Raw genomic sequence first — 15,515 nt, 5'->3', positions numbered from 1 at the left:
CGGGGTCGGGGCAGAGTCTTGCTTTGAAGATCTCGCCGGTCTGGACGTCCATGGCATGCGCCACGACGCTGCGGGCATGCACGTCCAGGCCAACACTCGTACGCTCGGTAAACAACCGGGGCCTCCCCACGTATGTCGGAAAGGCCAGACAGGACGCCCCTGTCCGGCAACCCACGAATCGTTGCGCGGCGAGGCCCCGGCCTGCCAGAGCCTCACCCCCGATCGGGGTCACCCATACCGTCTAGTCCCCCGCCCGCGATGGAGCGTCGCGGATGGGCCTAGCTCGCGCTCCGGGTGCCCCGCTTGATGGAGCTCTGACGCGCCGCGAGCTCGGGCTGGAAGACCATTTCCCGCCCCGGGCCCTGTTCGCCGCCGATCCGCTCGAGCAGGAGCCGGGCCGCCGCCGATCCCAGCTCGTAGGTCGGCTGGCGCATGGTCGTGATCGACGGTGTGGTGAGGTCGGCCCACGGCAGATCGTCGAAGCCCACCAGGCTCAACTGCTCCGGGATCGCGACGCCGCGCTCGCGGCAGGCGCGCAGGGCGCCGATCGTCATGCGGTTGTTGGCCACGAACACACCGTCGGGCGGCGAGTCCAGGTCCAGCAGTTGGTTCATGGCCCGGTAGGCGCCGTCCTCGCGGAAGTTCGCCCGGACGATGAGGTCCTCGTCGACCGCGCGGCCCGACATCTCGATCGCCTGGCGGTACCCCTCGAGGCGTTCCTCTGATGTCACCACGTCCTCGGGGCCGGTGATGCACGCCACCCGTTCTGCCCCGAACGAGAGCAGATGCCTCGTCGCCTGCCTCGCACCGCCCTCGGAGTCGGTCCGGACGCAGTCGAACTCGGGGCCCAGTCGCCGCCCCACTCCCACCACCGCGATCCCCTGGTCCGTCACGGCGGACAGGTCCGACGTCACCGCGGCCGCGCTGATGATGACCCCGGAGACCGAGTGAGCGGCGAGCACCTCGAGGTAGGAGGCTTCCTTCCCGGGGTCCTCGTCGGTGTTGCACAGCATGACGGAGTAGTTCTCCCGGCGGGCCACGTCCTCGACCCCCCGGCACAGCGAGGTGAAGAAGGCGTTCTCGATGTCCGGAATGACCAGGGCGAGCAGGCGGGTCGCCTGCTTCCGCAGCCCCCGGGCCACGAGGTTCGGGCGGTACCCCATCTCCTCGATCACGGTCCGCACGCGCCTGGCCAGAGCCGGATCGACTCCCGCGGCGCCGTTGGCGACGCGTGACACCGTGGCGGTGGAGACGCCGGCGGCGGCCGCCACTTCACGCATTGTGGGCATGGATTGTCCTTCTCTCGGCGCACGCTGCTAGGCGCGAGCGTACCTACGAGCGATGGTCGACAGCGCCACGGCGAGCACCAGAATCCCGCCCTTGAAGATGTACTGCCAGAACGTCGCGGTCCCCATCATGCTGAGGCCGTTGAAGCCCACGTTGACCACGAGGACGCCGATGAGCGTGCCGAGGATGTGGAATTCGCCGTTGCGCAGGGTCGCCGACCCCAGGAAGATGGCGGCGAACGAGTCCATCAGGTAGCCGTCGGCCGCGCTGATCGTCCCGCTGCCCAGCACCGACGCGAGCAGCACGCCGGTGAGCGCTGCGCACGCCCCCGCGATGACGAACGCGGCGATCTTGGTGCGGTCGACCCGGATACCGACGAGCTTGGCCGCCTCGGCGTTGGCCCCGACGGCCTGGATGCGCTGCCCCAGCGGCGTCCGGTTCAGGAGGACCCACAAGACGATGAGCACGATCGCCATGATCCAGATGGGGTTCTGGATCCCGAGGAACCGCCCCAGGGTGAGCTGCACGAAGCCCGCGGGCAGCAGGACGATGGGAGACCCGGCGCTGTAGCCGAACGTCAGGCCGACGAGCATGGTTCCGATGCCCAGGGTGGCGACGACGGCGTTGACCTTCGCCTTCGTCACGAGGAGCCCGTTTGCCGCGCCCGCGGCCGAGCCGACGAGCACCGTGACCAGGATCGCGACCGGGATGGCCAGCCCCTGATTGACCATGAGCCCGGTGACCAGGACACCCGCCAGGCTGGCGGCGTAGCCGACGGATAGGTCGAACTCACCCACGACGAGCACGAGCGTGAGGCCGCTGGCGATGATGGCGGTGAGTGCTGACTGGTTGACGATGTTCAGGAGGTTCGACGGAGACAGGAAGGCGCCGTTGGGAACACCGAGGCTGAACACCACGATGAGGATGCCCATCGCGATGAGGGTGCCGTACTTGGACACCCCCAAGAGAATGATCCGCTTCCACGCGGTCTTCGCGGCCGCGGGTGCCGGCTCTGTGGTGAGCGGGGCGCTGGTCGTCATGCGACGTCCTCCTGTTGATGGGCTCGCGCGAAGCTCAGCGCGAGAATGGCTTTGGTGGTGATCTGGTCGCCCGTGAGTTCGCCGACGACGTGGCCCTCCGCCATGACGACCACCCGGTCGCACAGGGCGACGAGTTCCTCGTTGTCGGAGGACACGACGAGCACGGCCGCCCCCCTGCCGGCCAGGTCTCTGATGAGCGTGTGGAGCTCGGCGCGGGCGCCGACGTCGACGCCCCGCGACGGTTCGTCGAGGATCAGCAGCTGCCGGTCGTGCGTCAGCCACCGTGCGACGGCGACCTTCTGCTGGTTGCCGCCCGACAGGGCTCCGACCGGCTGATCGGCGCCGCGCGCCTTGATCCCGACCTCGTCGATGAGGCGCTGGGCGCGCTTCCTGCCGGTGCCCAATCGCAGCCACGGGACGAATCGGCCGGTGCGCAGGCTGTCGAGGCTGGCGAGGTTGATGTTGAAGTCGATTGATTTGTCGAGGAAGACGCCCTGGGATCGCCGTTCCTCCGGGACGATGCCCACCCGCTGCGCCACGGCGTCGGCGGGCTCGTGGAAGCGCACCGCCCTGCCGGCGAGTCGGACCTCTCCCGTGCGGAGCCGTTCGGCCCCGTAGATGAGCCGGGTGAACTCGGTGCGGCCCGCACCGACCAGTCCGCCCAGCCCGACGACCTCGCCTGCCCGAACCTGGAGGCTGGCGTCCTGCACCAGCCGACCGTCAGAGGCATGTTCGACGTCCAGGACCGGCTCCCCCACTTGCGTGGGGGCCTCGGGCCGGCGGGTGAGTTCCATGTGGTGTCCCACGATGGCCTCGACGAGCTCATGGCTCGTCAGGCGTTGCCCGACTGCGGTTCTGACGACGCGACCGTCCTTGAACACCGTGATGTCCTCGCAGAGCTCGGAGACCTCCGCCAGGCGGTGGGAGACGAAGATGACGGCGGTCCCGGCCGCGGTCAGTTCCCTGATGATCCCGTGCAGCCTGGTGGCCTCCTGCGGCGAGAGCGAGGCGGTCGGTTCGTCCATCGCGATGAGTCGGGCGTCCTGCATCAGGGCACGGGCGATCATGACGAGCCATTGATCGGCCGTGCTGAGGTCGTCGATGATGGCGTCGAGGCTGAACCGGATGCCCACCTTCTCCGCGACGATCTCAGCCCTGCGCCGGGTGGCCTTCCAGTCGATGAGACCGGCCCGGGTCCGGTAGGGCATGCCCAGGGCCATGTTCCTCAGCACATCCCAGCCGGGGATGATGCTCATCTCCTGATGGATGAACGCCATCCCCAACCGCGATGCGTCGAGGGCGGTGTGGATCTCCACCGGCGCGCCGTCGAGCTCGATCGTCCCGGCGTCGGGACGGTGGATCCCCGCCAGGCACCGGATCAGCGTCGACTTACCGGCGCCGTTGGCTCCCACGAACCCGTGGACCACCCCTGAGCGGATCGTCACGGAGACGTCCTTGAGGGCCTGGACCCCACCGAACGTCTTGGTCAGTCGGTCGACCCGCAGGAGCGGTTCGCCGGCCGTGGTCGCCTCGGGCGCTGACATGTCGTCTGGTCCTATCCGTCGATCACTGCAGGGCTTCGGGATGGTCCTCGAGGAACGACTCGACGTTGTCGGCCGTCACGAGGATGCCGGGGACGTCGATGGTCTGCTGTTCCCACGAGTCTCCGGCCTCGATGGCCTCCTGGACGACCTCGAACATCTTGGCGCCTTCGCCCTTGCCGTCCTCGTAGACGGTCGCGGTGAGCGTGCCGTCCTGGACTGCCTTGATCGCAGCGCTGGAGCCGTTGATGCCGTAGGTGAGGACGTCGGTGCGTCCCTGCTGCTGCAGCGCGGAGATGGCGCCCAGTGTGGGATCTTCCCAGCATCCCCAGATGGCCAGGTTCTCCGACCCCTCCGGGTGGGCGGCCAACCACGCCGTGGCGTGCCGTGCACCGTCCTGCAGGAAGCCGGGGATGTTCACCTCGCTCTTGGTGACCGTGATGTCCGGGTATTCCTTGAGCATCTCGTCGAAGACGCCCTCCCGGTCGCGGCACACCTGGCCGGTGCGGTAGGTGAGCGCCAACACGGATCCCTTGCCGCCCATGTCATCGATCAGCGCCTGCGTGGCGGGCTCCGCGAAGGGGGCGCCGTCGCCGGTCGTCATGACGACGCCGTCGCCCAGTCCGCCACCCCAGGTGGCGACGGGGATGCCGGCATCCTGGGTGGCCTGGAGCCCGGCGCCCAGGGAGGTGACGGGGAAGACGAGGTCGAAGACGGCGTCCGCCTTCTTGCTGACGAAGTTCCTGATGGCCGCGTTCGCGGTGTCCGCGTTGCCTTGCGCGTCGACGACCTCGACCTTCCAGCCGGCTGCCTCCGCAGCCTCGGTGGCTCCCGCGATGACGCGCGCGTTGTTGGAGTCGGTCGCGGTGATCGAGACGATCCCCAACAGTCGGTCGCCGTCCTGGGCGGGTGCGCTGGAGGATCCGGAGGCGCTCTGGGACCCGGACTGCGTCGTCTCGGAGGGCGTCGTCCCCGACGAGCAGGCCGTGAGGGCGAGTCCGGAGACGGCGATGAGGGCTGTCGCGAGGTGGAGGGACTTACGGGTGGACATGGTGGGTACTCCTCGGTGAGTGGGTGGGGGGGTGCGGTCAGGCGAGTCGGCTGGCGACGCCGGGGGCCAGGGTCAGCTCCGCGACGGACAGGTGGTCTGGGTAGAGACGGGAGGGATGGCGCTCGAACGTGGCGCCCTCGTGGGCGATGACAAGGCGGTTGGAGTCGCCTGCCGTGACGTGCATGTCGTGGATCGCGGTGAGGGTGTTCCAGCAGCTTCCGCCGCCGAAACCGATGCTGACGGGGACGCCGTCCTGGCCGATGCCCTCGGCGTTCTCGTAGCTGTAGAGGTTGTCGCCGGTGATCACCCAGGGCTCGTCGTCGCGGGTCCTGACGACGACGTACTGCGATCCGAAGGTGTGGGTGTCCTCGGCGAGGTGGATCTCGAAACCCGGGAACAGTTCGACGTCGCCGCCGAGCAGCGTCAGTCGTCCCTGGTCCGCGAGCTCCTCGAGCATCCGGACGTCGTCGGGGTCGATGGCGCCGATGATGGACTCGAACAGGTGCCGGTTCTCCAGTGCCCACTTGGCGCCCGACAGATCCTTCTCCTGGAGGTAGAAGGTGGCGTTGGGGAAGCGCCTCGCAGCCCCGGCGTGGTCGTAGTGCACGTGGGTGAGGACCACCGTGTCGATGTCTTCCGGACGCACGCCGATCTTCCCGAGCACCGCGGCGGGCGGCTGCCAGTCGATCACGTCGTAGCGCTCGGAAAGGACGCGATTGGTGCTCTCGTCGTCGTGCCCGACGTCGACGAGGATCTTGTGGCCCTCGCCCTCGACGTAGACATAGCTGTACGGGAAGGGGCGAGTGCCCGCGTTCCACTGCCCGTAGAAGATGCAGCCCATGGGCTGCGTCAGGCAGTGCGAGTACTCCAGCATCCAGATCGAATAGTCCGCCACGGGGTCTACCTCCTGCTCCGGCGCGGCACCTTCGCCGCGACCGTTGTATACGATTTCGTAATCGTGTACAGACTCAGGATGCGCCTGACCCGAACCCGTGTCAAGAGGCAATTTCCGCGCTGCGCGGGACCCACCCAAACGGCCGGCGTCTCGCCCCCGGCGGCCTCCCTTGCGCGCCCGGGGCGGCCGACCCCCTTCCCGGCCGACCCCCTTCCCGGCCGACCCCCTTCCTGGCCGACCCCCTTCCTGGCACGACTCGCCGTCGAACTCCGCCGCCGAGCGCGTGAGAGGCACCGACGGGTGCCTCGGACAGCTATTCGTGCTGCCCCCGACGGCGGTGCCCTACCTGGTTGCCGGCCGCGTGGTCATGACTCAACCGCGAATCGTGGTGACAGAGCCGTCGTGGTCGACGAGGACGGCAGCGTGCGCAGGACGGGTGGCAAGCCAGCCGAGCCCGCTGCGTCCCAGCACGAAGGCTGCTGTGGCATAGACGTCGGCCCACATGAGTTCCGGCCCGATGACGGTGGCCGACAGGAGCTTGTTCGCCGGCTCCCCCGTCGACGGGTCGGTGATGTGCCGGCCCCGCGCGGCGGTTCCCGACGTCGCGACCGCGCCCGTTCGCAACTCCAGCCGCTGGACGACTCGACGACGATCCCGCGGATCTTCCACCGCGATCGCCCAGTCCGGGGTGTCGGTGCGCGAGCAATGGACGGCGATGTCGCCACCGGCGTTGACGAGCACGTCGTGGGCGCCGAGGGGGTCCAGACGGGCGACGACACCTCTCAGCGCCTGCTCGACCGCCCATCCCTTGACCAGCCCAGTCGGGTCGAACCGCCGCGCCCCATGGCCGTCCGGCAGCCAGGCCGAGAACGCGCCTCCGGTCCGCTGCCGGGCCTCGTCGCAGAGGGCTGCCACTCGCCGGATCCGCAACGGGGCGTCGTCGAGTGAGTCACGCCCGTCGCGGATGCGGCTCACGGGGCTGTCCGGCTTCCACGTGCTGAACAGGTCATCGTCGGCACGCAGCTCGTCGAACGCGCGTTCGACGGCGTTCTCCACGACCGCGCCCCGCGCCAGGGGACCGCGCACGTGGAACGCGATCGGGAGTCCCATGATCTGGGCGACGAACGCCCGCCGCGGCATCAGGTCGACCGCGGCCAGCGCCGACTCCGGCGCCCGCCTCACTGGAACGCCTGGTCGATGGCGGACTGGAGCGACTGGGCGTACGCGAGACTCGTGACTGTTGCTCCCGACACGGCATCGATGTCCGCGCTCTGCGCCTCGACGGCCGCGGCGTTCAAGACGGGGACCGCGTAGGCGTTGATCCGCTGGTCGTGGTGGTCCCGGTTCGGGTACTGGACGGCCTCAGAGGAGGTGATGACCCCGTCCTCGACGGTGATCTCGACCTGGACCGCGCCGTAGCGCGTGTCGACGGCATCGCCGGTGTATGTCCCCGATGTCGAGTCGGTGGACGAGTGGGTGGTCTCGGCCGTCGACTGGTCACCGGCTGACCCGCCATCGGGCGACGATCCGGCGACCGACTGGCTGGATCCAGCCGTCGATTCGACGCTCGCTCCGTCCGAGGCAGCCTGGTTCGCGGAGCTCGTGTAGTAGCTGAACAGCAGCACCAGCCCGCTCACGGTGCCCATGAGGGCAGTGACAATCTTGCGCATGAGTAACTCCTTGTCGGTCGGTCTCTACCAGCTGAATCGCTCGAGGTGAATCCGCTCGGCGGGCACCCCACAGTCGAGGGCGGCGGCCCGCGCTGCGTCCATCCACGCGGCGCTTCCGCAGATGAACACATCGTGTTCCGCGACGTCTGGGACGAGGTGGCGCAGCGCCTCCGCATCGCTGAAGTGGGCGGCGGCCTCGGGCAGCCACGTGGGCCGGTGTGGGATGCGCCGGCCAGGGAGATAGACGACGCGGGCGCCGGTCCGGCGGCTGAGGTCGTCGAGTTCCTTCGTGATGGCCAGGTCGGCCTCGCTGCGTGCGCGGTAGAGGAGCGTGACGTCGCCGGGGTCTTGCGGGAGCCCCTCCAGCAGCGCGCGGATGGGGCAGATCCCGATTCCTGCAGCCATGAGGGTGACCTTCCGTCGGGTCCGCACCCCAGGGTGGAGGCGACCGTAGGGCCCCTCGATCAGCACCCGCGTCCCCGGCGTGAGGTCGGCGAGCGCGCTACTACCGTCGCCAAGTTCCTTGACCGTGATCCGCATCGTGTCGTCGGCGGGTACCGCAGAGAGGGAATAGGGGTGCGCTCGCGTCCAGCCGGGCCCGTTGAGGAAACGCCAACTGAAGAACTGGCCAGGGAGGGGATCGAGGCGATCGAGATCGCGGCCGCGGACCGTGACAGACACCACGTCGTCGGACTCCCTGATCACGCTCTCCACGCGCAGGCCATGGCGCACGCTGCGGTAGAGGGGCAGACCGACTCGGAAGACCAGGACGGACCCGGCCGCCGACGCCCAGAGCGTCCACCAGTAGATCTTCGCCACCGGACTGTTCAGGAACTCCTGACCGGTCCACAGCTGGTGCGGGAGCGCCAGCCCCACCCCGAGGTAGGCATAGAGGTGCAGGAGGTGCCAGGACTCGTAGCGCAGCGCGCTGCGGGCCCTCCGGAGGCTCGTGACGACGACCATGACCAGCGCCACGGTGCCCGCCACCGCCAGCAGCATGCCGGGGTAGTCGACCGTCAACTCCCACAGCTGGACGAACGGATTGATGGCGACGGTGGTGGCATAGCCGACCGTGATCAGGACGACGTGAGCCGCCATGAGCCAGAACGACCAGAAACCCACGAGACGGTGCCGCCGAACCAGCTCGTCCTGGCCGTACACGCGCTCCACCATGGGGATGCGAGCGAGGAGTAGCACCTGAAGGAGGAGCAGGTCCGACGACACAAGGCCCGTCAACCGGCCGACGCTCGTGAGGGCTGACGCCCAGCCGGTCAGATCTTGCAATCCCCCGCCTGCCACCCACAGGGCGACGACCACCAGCATGCTGCTCCAGGTAGCCGCGCCGACGGCGTCACGCCACCAGGTGGGGATCTGCGCTCTGGTCCGTGCCCGGGTCATGCGCGACGGGATGGGCTGTGGGACCGCATCTGCATCGGGGCGGTCGAGGAGCATGGTCATGGGCGGATCCCTGTCTAGGTTGTCTGCCCCGATCCTCGTGACCCGGCCTGTTTCGCCGGTGGGTGTCGCCTGTGCGCCGGCCATGAACCAGCCGCGTGAGGGGTCCCGCCCCTGGGGACGCGTCGCCCGTCACTGAGGTCGCGCCACCCGATCGCTGAGGTCGCGCCCGACGGCGGAGCCGTCCGGGCGAGTCTCGAAGCCGACGCCACCCCGCTCGCTGAGGTCGCGCCCGACGGCGTAGCCGTCCGGGCGAGTCTCGAAGCCGACGCCGAAGGCGTCGATCCCCCAACCCCAGCACGAATAACAGCCGCACTCGCACCCGAGGCCGGTCCAGGGCACTGAAGGGGCAGTGCGACGGCGTGTCGTGCTGGTGGAGGGCGGAGCGCGGCGGCGGCGGCGGGGTTTGCGGCTCGTTCGCTCAGGTCGCGCGTGCCCCGCTCGCTGAGGTCGCGCCCGACGGCGGAGCCGTCCGGGCGAATCTCGAAGCCGACGCCGCAGGCGTCGATCTTCCGGCCTTGGAAATCCGAAAATTGTCAGTGGCCCCCGCCAGAATAGGTCACATGAGTGATTCCATGCGCGAGCAGATGCAGCGATCCATCGCTGCACTCTGGGACGCCGCGCTGACACTCACCACCGACGACACCCCCGCAGACCGCCTTGCCGGCCTCGTCGCCGCGGTCACCGAAGCAGAAGCCCAGCTCGCCGGACTCCGCCTCCACCTGCTCCATGAGGCAAAGCTCGCAGCGGCGGAGGCCGTGATCGACCAGGTCCGGCAGTCGGTGCGCACCACCCCCGCCCAGGCCACCGCCAGCCTCCGGCTCTCGCAGGACCTGTGCGACCGCTTCCCGCTGATCGGCGCCGCCCTCAACGACGGCTCGATCTCGCTGGCGCAGGCCGACGCCATCGTCACCGGCCTGCGGAAACTCCCCGCCCGGCTCACCCGGGCGGAGCTCACCCGCTGCGAGCAGGAGATCCTCGCCCACGTCGATACCTTGGGCCCCTCAGAACTACGGGTCCTCGCCGCCCGGCTGGTCGAGATCATCGACCCCGACGCATCAGATGCCGACGATGCGAAGCGTCTCGCCCGGGAGGAAGCGGCAGCGCATCGAGGCAGGTTCCTGCGGCTGGCGCCGGACCATCACGGCTCCATACGGATCACCGGACAGTTGCCGGTCGCGGGCGCGGCGTTGCTGAGCGCGCAGTTGGATGCGTTGATGCCCGACGCGTCCACCTACACCGCCACCGGCGAGGCCGCGTCCCGGGACGCGCGCCGGGCGGACGCGCTGGTCCTGCTCACCCAGAAAGCCGCCAACACCGGAACGCTGCCCAGGCATGGTGGGGACCGGCCGCAGGTACACGTCACCCTCGACCTCGACACCCTCACCACCGGCCTCGGTCGGGTTGGCCTGATCGGTGTCGACGACGTCGACGGCCTGCCAGCCGGCGAGGTCCGCCGTCTCGCCTGCGACGCCGGCATCATTCCCGTCGTCCTCGGCGGACCATCCCGACTGCTGGATGTGGGCCGCACCTACCGCACGTTCACTCCCGGCCTGCGTGCAGCGCTGATGCAGCGCGACGGTGGCTGCGCATTCCCCGGCTGTGCGGCCACCCCGGCGTGCTGTGAGGCGCATCACATCATCCCCTGGTGGCAAGGCGGCGAGACCCGGCTAGGAAACGGGGTCTTGCTCTGTCCCCACCATCACCGCCTGGTGGAGCCCGATCCGTTGCAGTCCGAGGCCTCGCAGTGGCAGGTGGATCTGGATCCGGTGACCGGGCTGCCGTGGTTCACCCCACCCCGACACATCGATCCCGCCAGACGCCCACGGCAACACCGACGCTTCCGACTCCAACAGATCCGCGCCGGGACACCACCCTGCCCAGACGACGACCCGCCAGACACCGACCCAGCGGAAGTCGACCCGCCAGACACGGACTCGTCCGATGCCGACCGGCCGGACCTGGACGACCTCATCCACCGCTCCGCCCACATCTGGGGCGACGGCACCTGACCCGCACCCAGGGGGATCGACGCCTGCGGCGTCGGCTTCGAGACTCGCCCGGACGGCTGCGCCGTCGGGCGCGACCTCAGCGAACGAAACTGGCAGGACCTCAGCGAACGAGACTGGCACGACCGCAGCGAGCGGGGTTGGGGGATCGACGCCTGCGGCGTCGGCTTCGAGACTCACCCGGACGGCTCCGCCGTCGGGCGCGACCTCAGCGAACGAGGCAGGCGCGACCTCAGCGTCGATGGGGAATCCCGCGAGGGGGTGGGACGGTGGGGCGGCTGCGCGCAGTGATGCCCAACCCGAGGGTCACCCAACTGGCGTCCCGCCTAGACGAACCTGTGCCAGGGCCGCCCCGCCGGCACGCACCCGGACCCGGCCACGCCACCGTCGGGACCAGTGTGGGGAGACGGGAGCCGACGCTCGGGCGGCCTCGACTACCCGGCCCCCGCAGCGCTGTCAGCCGAACAGAACACCCGGCGACAAGGGCCGCCCGAGCGACGGGTCACGGCTCCCCGCACCTTCAGAGGATGGGGTCAAGGGATCGACGCCTGCGGCGTCGGCTTCGAGACTCGCCCGGGTGCTGCGCACCGGGCGCGACCTCAGCAAACGGTGAGAGCGTCGGCTTCGAGACTCGCCCGGATGCTGCGCACCGGGCGCGACCTCAGCGAACGGTATTGCGCGACCTCAGCGAACGGGGAGAGCGTCGGCTTCGAGACTCATTCGGACGGCTCCGCCGTCGGCCGCGACCTCAGCGAACGGGGTGGCGTCGGCTTCGAGACTCGCCCGGGTGCTACGGACCGAGGCCTCAGCGAACGAGACTGGCACGACCCCAGCGAGCGAAACCTGACGCGACCCCCACCCCCAACTCCTCACTGGACGAGGCGGACGTCGTCTCCCGTGAGATGGGCGCGGAAGCCGCCGTCGACGACCTCCACACTCCGCAGGACGACCCCGTCGGGCAGGCCTTCGATGCGGTGCTCAAACGTGATCAGCTCGCGCACCACGCTCCCCAGCAGCTCGGCGAGGAACTGCGGCCCCCCGATGTCGATGGTGGTCGGCACCATGACCAGCGTGCCACCCACCACCGTGACGGTGCCGGTGGCCCCGACGGGGAGGCTCCGCCCAAGGGCCTCCACCTCCGTGTCGACGCGTACCTCACCATTCTTGGCGGCGCTCAGCCTCGCGTCCGGGCCGATCTCCTCGGCCACGACGTGGAACGGGACCGTGGCCGTCAGCTCGAGGTGTCGGGCGACGAGTCCGTCCGGCCCGGACGTGACGTCGGTGCCGGTGCCGATGACGTCACGGAGCGGGGTCCCCGCGGCGATGACGGACCCGGCAGTGAGGGAGATATCCCCCAGCCACACCTCGTTCTCGGCGAGATTCGGGGGCGGGGTCACCTCGACGAGGGGCTCGGCTGTCGGCGACGTCGAGGCCCCGGCGGGCGGCGGGACGACTGACTCGTCGACCGGCCGCGTGATCGACAGCCAGAACAGGAGCAGCCCGAGTGCGACGAGGCCGAGCATGCCGAGGGCGCCGATCGCCCAGTCGAGCACGCGCCATCGCAGGCGTCGCCGCGCCGCCGGCGCAGCGGGGGAGGCGCCGCCGTGCGTGGGCGCGGGACCGCCGTCAGGAACGTCCACGTGCTGTCCTGACCCGAGTCCGCCTCTCGCGCCGCAGGATGCCTGACGGCCAGCTGCTCAGCGGCCCCACCAGCGTGATCAGTGACGGGACAAGCAGGGCGCGGACGATGAACACGTCGATGAGGATGCCGACGCCCAGCAGGAAGCCGAGCTCGTGGAACGGTCTCAGCGGGACGAGGGCGAGAAGCCCGAAGCTGGCGGCCAGCGCGAGGCCCGCGGAGGTGATCGCGCGGGTGGATTCCGGCGTGGCGACGAGGAGGGCCTCCCGCATCGGCCGCTTGCGGGCCTCCTGCCAGACGTGGCCGACGGCGAAGATGTTGTAGTCCGAGCCGAGGGACAGCAGCAGCACCGACACCGCGAACGGGACGTAGAAGGTGAGATCGTCCTGCCCGAGGTAGTCCTGGAAGAACAGCACCGACAGACCCATCGTCGCCCCAAGCGCGAGGACGCTCGACGCGAGGAGGTACAGGGGGGCGATCAGCGCCCGCAGGAAGATGACCAGCAGGACCAGGTTGACGGCGAGCGCCACGAGGCCGATCCGGATCAGGTCGTTAGCCGTGTCCGCGATGATCCCCGAGGCGAGAGCGGTGTCGCCGGCCACGGATGTGGTGACCTCGCCGAGGCCGGCGTCGGCGGCGAGCTGCGGCAGAGCCACCTCGACGCGACCGAGGGTCTCGATCGCCGTCGCCTCGAGCGGCGTGCTGTCGAGGATGAGGAGGAAGCGAACGGCGTCGCCCGACTCCGCGGTGAACGCACCGACGTCGTCTGCGGCCGGGAGGTCGCCGGGGCCGATCACTCCCGCCACCCCGGGCTGCCTCTTGAGGGCCTCGCCGAGCTGGGCAACCTCGTCGGCCCTCTCCCCCACACCCGCTCCTTCAAGCACGATCTCGGTCGGGGAGATGATGCCCGGGGCGAAGCCCTTGCCGGCGGCCTCTGCCGCGCGTTGGGCGCTGGTGGTCTCAGGCAAGGACTGGACGAAACCGAGGCCGAGGTCGAGGTGGCGCGCCTGATAGGCGGCCGCGCCCAACCCCGCCACGCACAGCAGCACGATGACGAAAGCGGAGTCGCGGTGCGCCACAGCGCGGGTGAGCAGGGAGGGACGTCGGCGCACCATTGCAGGCTCGGCGACGAGCTGTCGCGGCCAGAAGGCGGCACGACCGAGAATGGCGATCAGGGCCGGCACGAGGGTGACCGCCACCACGAGCCCGGTCAGGACGGTGAGCCCGAGCGCCGGCCCGAACCCGCTGAAGAGCGGGGACTCGGCGACCAGCAGCGAGGCCGTCCCCGCCGCGACCGTGACACCGGCGACCGTGACGATCGGCGTGACGGATGCGGTAGCCAACCGGGCCGCCTCGAGGCGATCGTGGCCTTCCCGGAGCCGTGCCCGCAGACCGGAGAGGTAGAAGATGCAGTAGTCGGTGACGATGCCGAGCAGCAGGGCGACGATCAAGGGCCTGAGATCGGCCGGGATCGACACGTCCATGATCGTCGCCGCCCACCCGGAGACGCCGAGCGTGACGAACACCGCGGCGCCCACGGAGAGCAGCGTCAGGGCCGGCGCCATCAACGAGCCGAACGTGAGGGCCACGATCGTCAGGACCGCGAGGACGGTCACCACCTCGACGATGTGGACGTAGGAGTTCAGGACCTTGCCCTGGGCGGCGCGGGCAGGGATGGAACCGGTGACGCCCACGTAGGCGTCTGATTCGTCCGTGAGCTGTTCGGCTGCGAAGTCCTCGACGATCTGGGTCTGCTGGAAGAAGTTCAGCGTGGGGTCGGCGAAGAGGAAGGTGACGACGGTCGTGTTCGCCTCGCCGGCGCCGGGGAACGCCCCCTCAGCGTTGGGCACCGGGATGGCTCCGAGGAGTTCCGTCTCGTACTGGCCCTGATTGATGGCGATGCCACGCATGACGGCTTCGGCCTGGACCAGCGGGGGCAGGCCCTCCGGGTTGCGCTGCACGATCGCCGCTCGACTGAGGAGGGGGAACCCGAACAGCTCCAGCGACCGCTTCTCGGCGGCGAAACTCTCGTCGTTGGCCCCCAGCGCTTCGATGTCGTTCGCGGAGCCCTGCATCGGCGGGAGAAACACCATGGCGGCGACGGCAGCCACCGTCCACCCGAGGACGATGACCCAGCGCAGCGCGACGAGCACGCGGGCGTAGCCGTACCAGAGCTTCGCCGTGAACCCGCGGCGCGGCTCCACCTCGACCGGTGCCGGTGCGTCGCTCATGGCGTGGTGCTGGGGCTGGGCTCCGGAGAGGCCGACCGGCTGGGATCAGGAGAGTCCGACTGACTGGGATCCGGAGAGGCCGATTGATTGGTCCGCGGGGTCTTCCCGGCTTGGGCCAGGCACTCCTCGGAGGCCCCGTCGGCCGTCTCGCGGGCTTCCTGGAGCCGGTCCAGGGTCTCCTGGAGTGCGCGGGCGTCCTGGGACTCCGCCCCCGTCGCGAGCTCTTCGAGCGCCTCGTCGACCACGAGGTTGTACTCCGCCGCCCTGACGCATGCCGCGGAGACATCACCGGTCTCGGCTGTCGAGTCGTCCGCCGTCGGCGACGGCGACACGCTCGGGCTGGCGCTGATGACCGACAGCGCCTCCATCGGCGTCGCCCATCTGATGCCGAGGAGGAACACGCCCGCGGCCGCGGCCAGCACGATGCCTGCCAGGAGTCCGATCAGGATCATGACCCAGCCGCTGAATGAACTGCCCCGGCGCGAGGCGTTTCGGTGATCGCCAACTGTCATCGATCCTCCTGGTGGTGAGGTCGTCACGCGGCCCGACGGGGCACGGCGTACTGCGATGCTAGACGGTATGGGTGACCCCGATCGGGGGTGAGGCTCTGGCAGGCCGGGGCCTCGCCGCGCAACGATTCGTGGGTTGCCGGACAGGGGCGTCCTGTCTGGCCTTTCCGACATACGTGGGGAGGCCC

General features: G+C 69.7%; 13 protein-coding genes. 1 reads left to right on the top strand and 12 read right to left on the bottom strand.

Features of this window, described 5'->3' with window-relative positions; translation table 11 throughout:
• Positions 1 to 278 precede the first annotated feature (278 nt).
• The 9 genes from ACFQPD_RS08295 to ACFQPD_RS08255 all read right to left on the bottom strand — a co-directional run bounded on the left by ACFQPD_RS08295 (position 279) and on the right by ACFQPD_RS08255 (position 9,281).
• Positions 279 to 1,289 (bottom strand): LacI family DNA-binding transcriptional regulator, encoded by a 1,011-nt coding sequence (locus tag ACFQPD_RS08295; RefSeq protein ID WP_068751781.1) that lies wholly within the window; start codon positions 1,287 to 1,289, stop codon positions 279 to 281.
• A gap of 27 nt (positions 1,290 to 1,316) precedes the next feature.
• Entirely contained in the window at positions 1,317 to 2,327 is a 1,011-nt protein-coding gene (locus tag ACFQPD_RS08290; protein WP_385900036.1) for an ABC transporter permease, read from the bottom strand.
• Positions 2,324 to 3,871, bottom strand: a complete 1,548-nt coding sequence (locus ACFQPD_RS08285) for a sugar ABC transporter ATP-binding protein (protein WP_385900034.1) — start codon at positions 3,869 to 3,871, stop codon at positions 2,324 to 2,326. The genes ACFQPD_RS08290 and ACFQPD_RS08285 overlap by 4 nt, the downstream gene beginning before the upstream one ends.
• 22 nt (positions 3,872 to 3,893) lie before the next feature.
• Entirely contained in the window at positions 3,894 to 4,919 is a 1,026-nt protein-coding gene (locus tag ACFQPD_RS08280) for a sugar ABC transporter substrate-binding protein (RefSeq protein WP_385900032.1), read from the bottom strand.
• 37 nt (positions 4,920 to 4,956) lie between these two features.
• The gene (locus tag ACFQPD_RS08275; protein ID WP_385900031.1) at positions 4,957 to 5,814 is read right to left on the bottom strand and encodes an N-acyl homoserine lactonase family protein; all 858 of its coding nucleotides are present in this window, start codon (positions 5,812 to 5,814) and stop codon (positions 4,957 to 4,959) included.
• A 372-nt stretch (positions 5,815 to 6,186) separates the two neighbouring features.
• Positions 6,187 to 6,996 carry an FAD:protein FMN transferase gene (locus tag ACFQPD_RS08270; RefSeq protein WP_385900030.1) on the bottom strand — a complete coding sequence of 270 codons (810 nt, stop codon included), beginning with the start codon at positions 6,994 to 6,996 and terminating at the stop codon, positions 6,187 to 6,189.
• Positions 6,993 to 7,484, bottom strand: a complete 492-nt coding sequence (locus ACFQPD_RS08265; RefSeq protein WP_385900029.1) for an FMN-binding protein — start codon at positions 7,482 to 7,484, stop codon at positions 6,993 to 6,995. Before ACFQPD_RS08265 ends, ACFQPD_RS08270 begins: the two co-directional genes overlap by 4 nt.
• Before the next feature lie 24 nt (positions 7,485 to 7,508).
• A complete protein-coding gene (locus ACFQPD_RS08260; protein ID WP_385900027.1) occupies positions 7,509 to 8,942 on the bottom strand; it encodes a ferric reductase-like transmembrane domain-containing protein in 1,434 nt (477 codons plus the stop codon).
• A gap of 129 nt (positions 8,943 to 9,071) precedes the next feature.
• Complete coding sequence (locus tag ACFQPD_RS08255; protein WP_385900025.1) at positions 9,072 to 9,281, bottom strand: hypothetical protein; 210 nt, start codon at positions 9,279 to 9,281, stop codon at positions 9,072 to 9,074.
• 221 nt (positions 9,282 to 9,502) lie between these two features.
• Here ACFQPD_RS08255 and ACFQPD_RS08250 point away from each other — a divergent pair, with 221 nt between their 5' ends.
• A complete protein-coding gene (locus tag ACFQPD_RS08250) occupies positions 9,503 to 10,951 on the top strand; it encodes a DUF222 domain-containing protein (RefSeq protein WP_385900023.1) in 1,449 nt (482 codons plus the stop codon).
• Positions 10,952 to 11,817: 866 nt separating this feature from the next.
• Here ACFQPD_RS08250 and ACFQPD_RS08245 read toward each other — a convergent pair.
• Genes ACFQPD_RS08245 through ACFQPD_RS08235 form a run of 3 tightly spaced genes read right to left on the bottom strand, consistent with a single transcriptional unit; the run spans position 11,818 to position 15,270 of the window.
• Entirely contained in the window at positions 11,818 to 12,588 is a 771-nt protein-coding gene (locus ACFQPD_RS08245; protein WP_385900021.1) for an LmeA family phospholipid-binding protein, read from the bottom strand.
• Positions 12,575 to 14,818, bottom strand: coding sequence for an MMPL family transporter (locus ACFQPD_RS08240; protein ID WP_385900019.1), 2,244 nt, complete (start codon positions 14,816 to 14,818; stop codon positions 12,575 to 12,577). The genes ACFQPD_RS08245 and ACFQPD_RS08240 overlap by 14 nt, the downstream gene beginning before the upstream one ends.
• Entirely contained in the window at positions 14,815 to 15,270 is a 456-nt protein-coding gene (locus tag ACFQPD_RS08235; RefSeq protein WP_385900017.1) for a hypothetical protein, read from the bottom strand. Before ACFQPD_RS08235 ends, ACFQPD_RS08240 begins: the two co-directional genes overlap by 4 nt.
• Positions 15,271 to 15,515 lie beyond the last annotated feature (245 nt).

Origin of the sequence: Tessaracoccus sp. O5.2, assembly GCF_964266725.1 — a bacterium.
GTDB classification, from domain to species: domain Bacteria; phylum Actinomycetota; class Actinomycetes; order Propionibacteriales; family Propionibacteriaceae; genus Arachnia; species Arachnia lapidicapta.
Note: the sequence above shows the minus strand (reverse complement) of the source record. Positions and strands in the feature narration are given on the sequence as shown.

What these genes read in the sequence shown, in the direction of transcription:
- ACFQPD_RS08295 (WP_068751781.1), bottom strand. Translation starts at nt 1,289, where the DNA reads ATGCCCACAATGCGTGAAGTGGCGGCCGCCGCCGGCGTCTCCACCGCC.
- ACFQPD_RS08290 (WP_385900036.1), bottom strand. Translation starts at nt 2,327, where the DNA reads ATGACGACCAGCGCCCCGCTCACCACAGAGCCGGCACCCGCGGCCGCG.
- ACFQPD_RS08285 (WP_385900034.1), bottom strand. Translation starts at nt 3,871, where the DNA reads ATGTCAGCGCCCGAGGCGACCACGGCCGGCGAACCGCTCCTGCGGGTC.
- ACFQPD_RS08280 (WP_385900032.1), bottom strand. Translation starts at nt 4,919, where the DNA reads ATGTCCACCCGTAAGTCCCTCCACCTCGCGACAGCCCTCATCGCCGTC.
- ACFQPD_RS08265 (WP_385900029.1), bottom strand. Translation starts at nt 7,484, where the DNA reads ATGCGCAAGATTGTCACTGCCCTCATGGGCACCGTGAGCGGGCTGGTG.
- ACFQPD_RS08260 (WP_385900027.1), bottom strand. Translation starts at nt 8,942, where the DNA reads ATGACCATGCTCCTCGACCGCCCCGATGCAGATGCGGTCCCACAGCCC.
- ACFQPD_RS08250 (WP_385900023.1), top strand. Translation starts at nt 9,503, where the DNA reads ATGAGTGATTCCATGCGCGAGCAGATGCAGCGATCCATCGCTGCACTC.
- ACFQPD_RS08240 (WP_385900019.1), bottom strand. Translation starts at nt 14,818, where the DNA reads ATGAGCGACGCACCGGCACCGGTCGAGGTGGAGCCGCGCCGCGGGTTC.
- ACFQPD_RS08235 (WP_385900017.1), bottom strand. Translation starts at nt 15,270, where the DNA reads ATGATCCTGATCGGACTCCTGGCAGGCATCGTGCTGGCCGCGGCCGCG.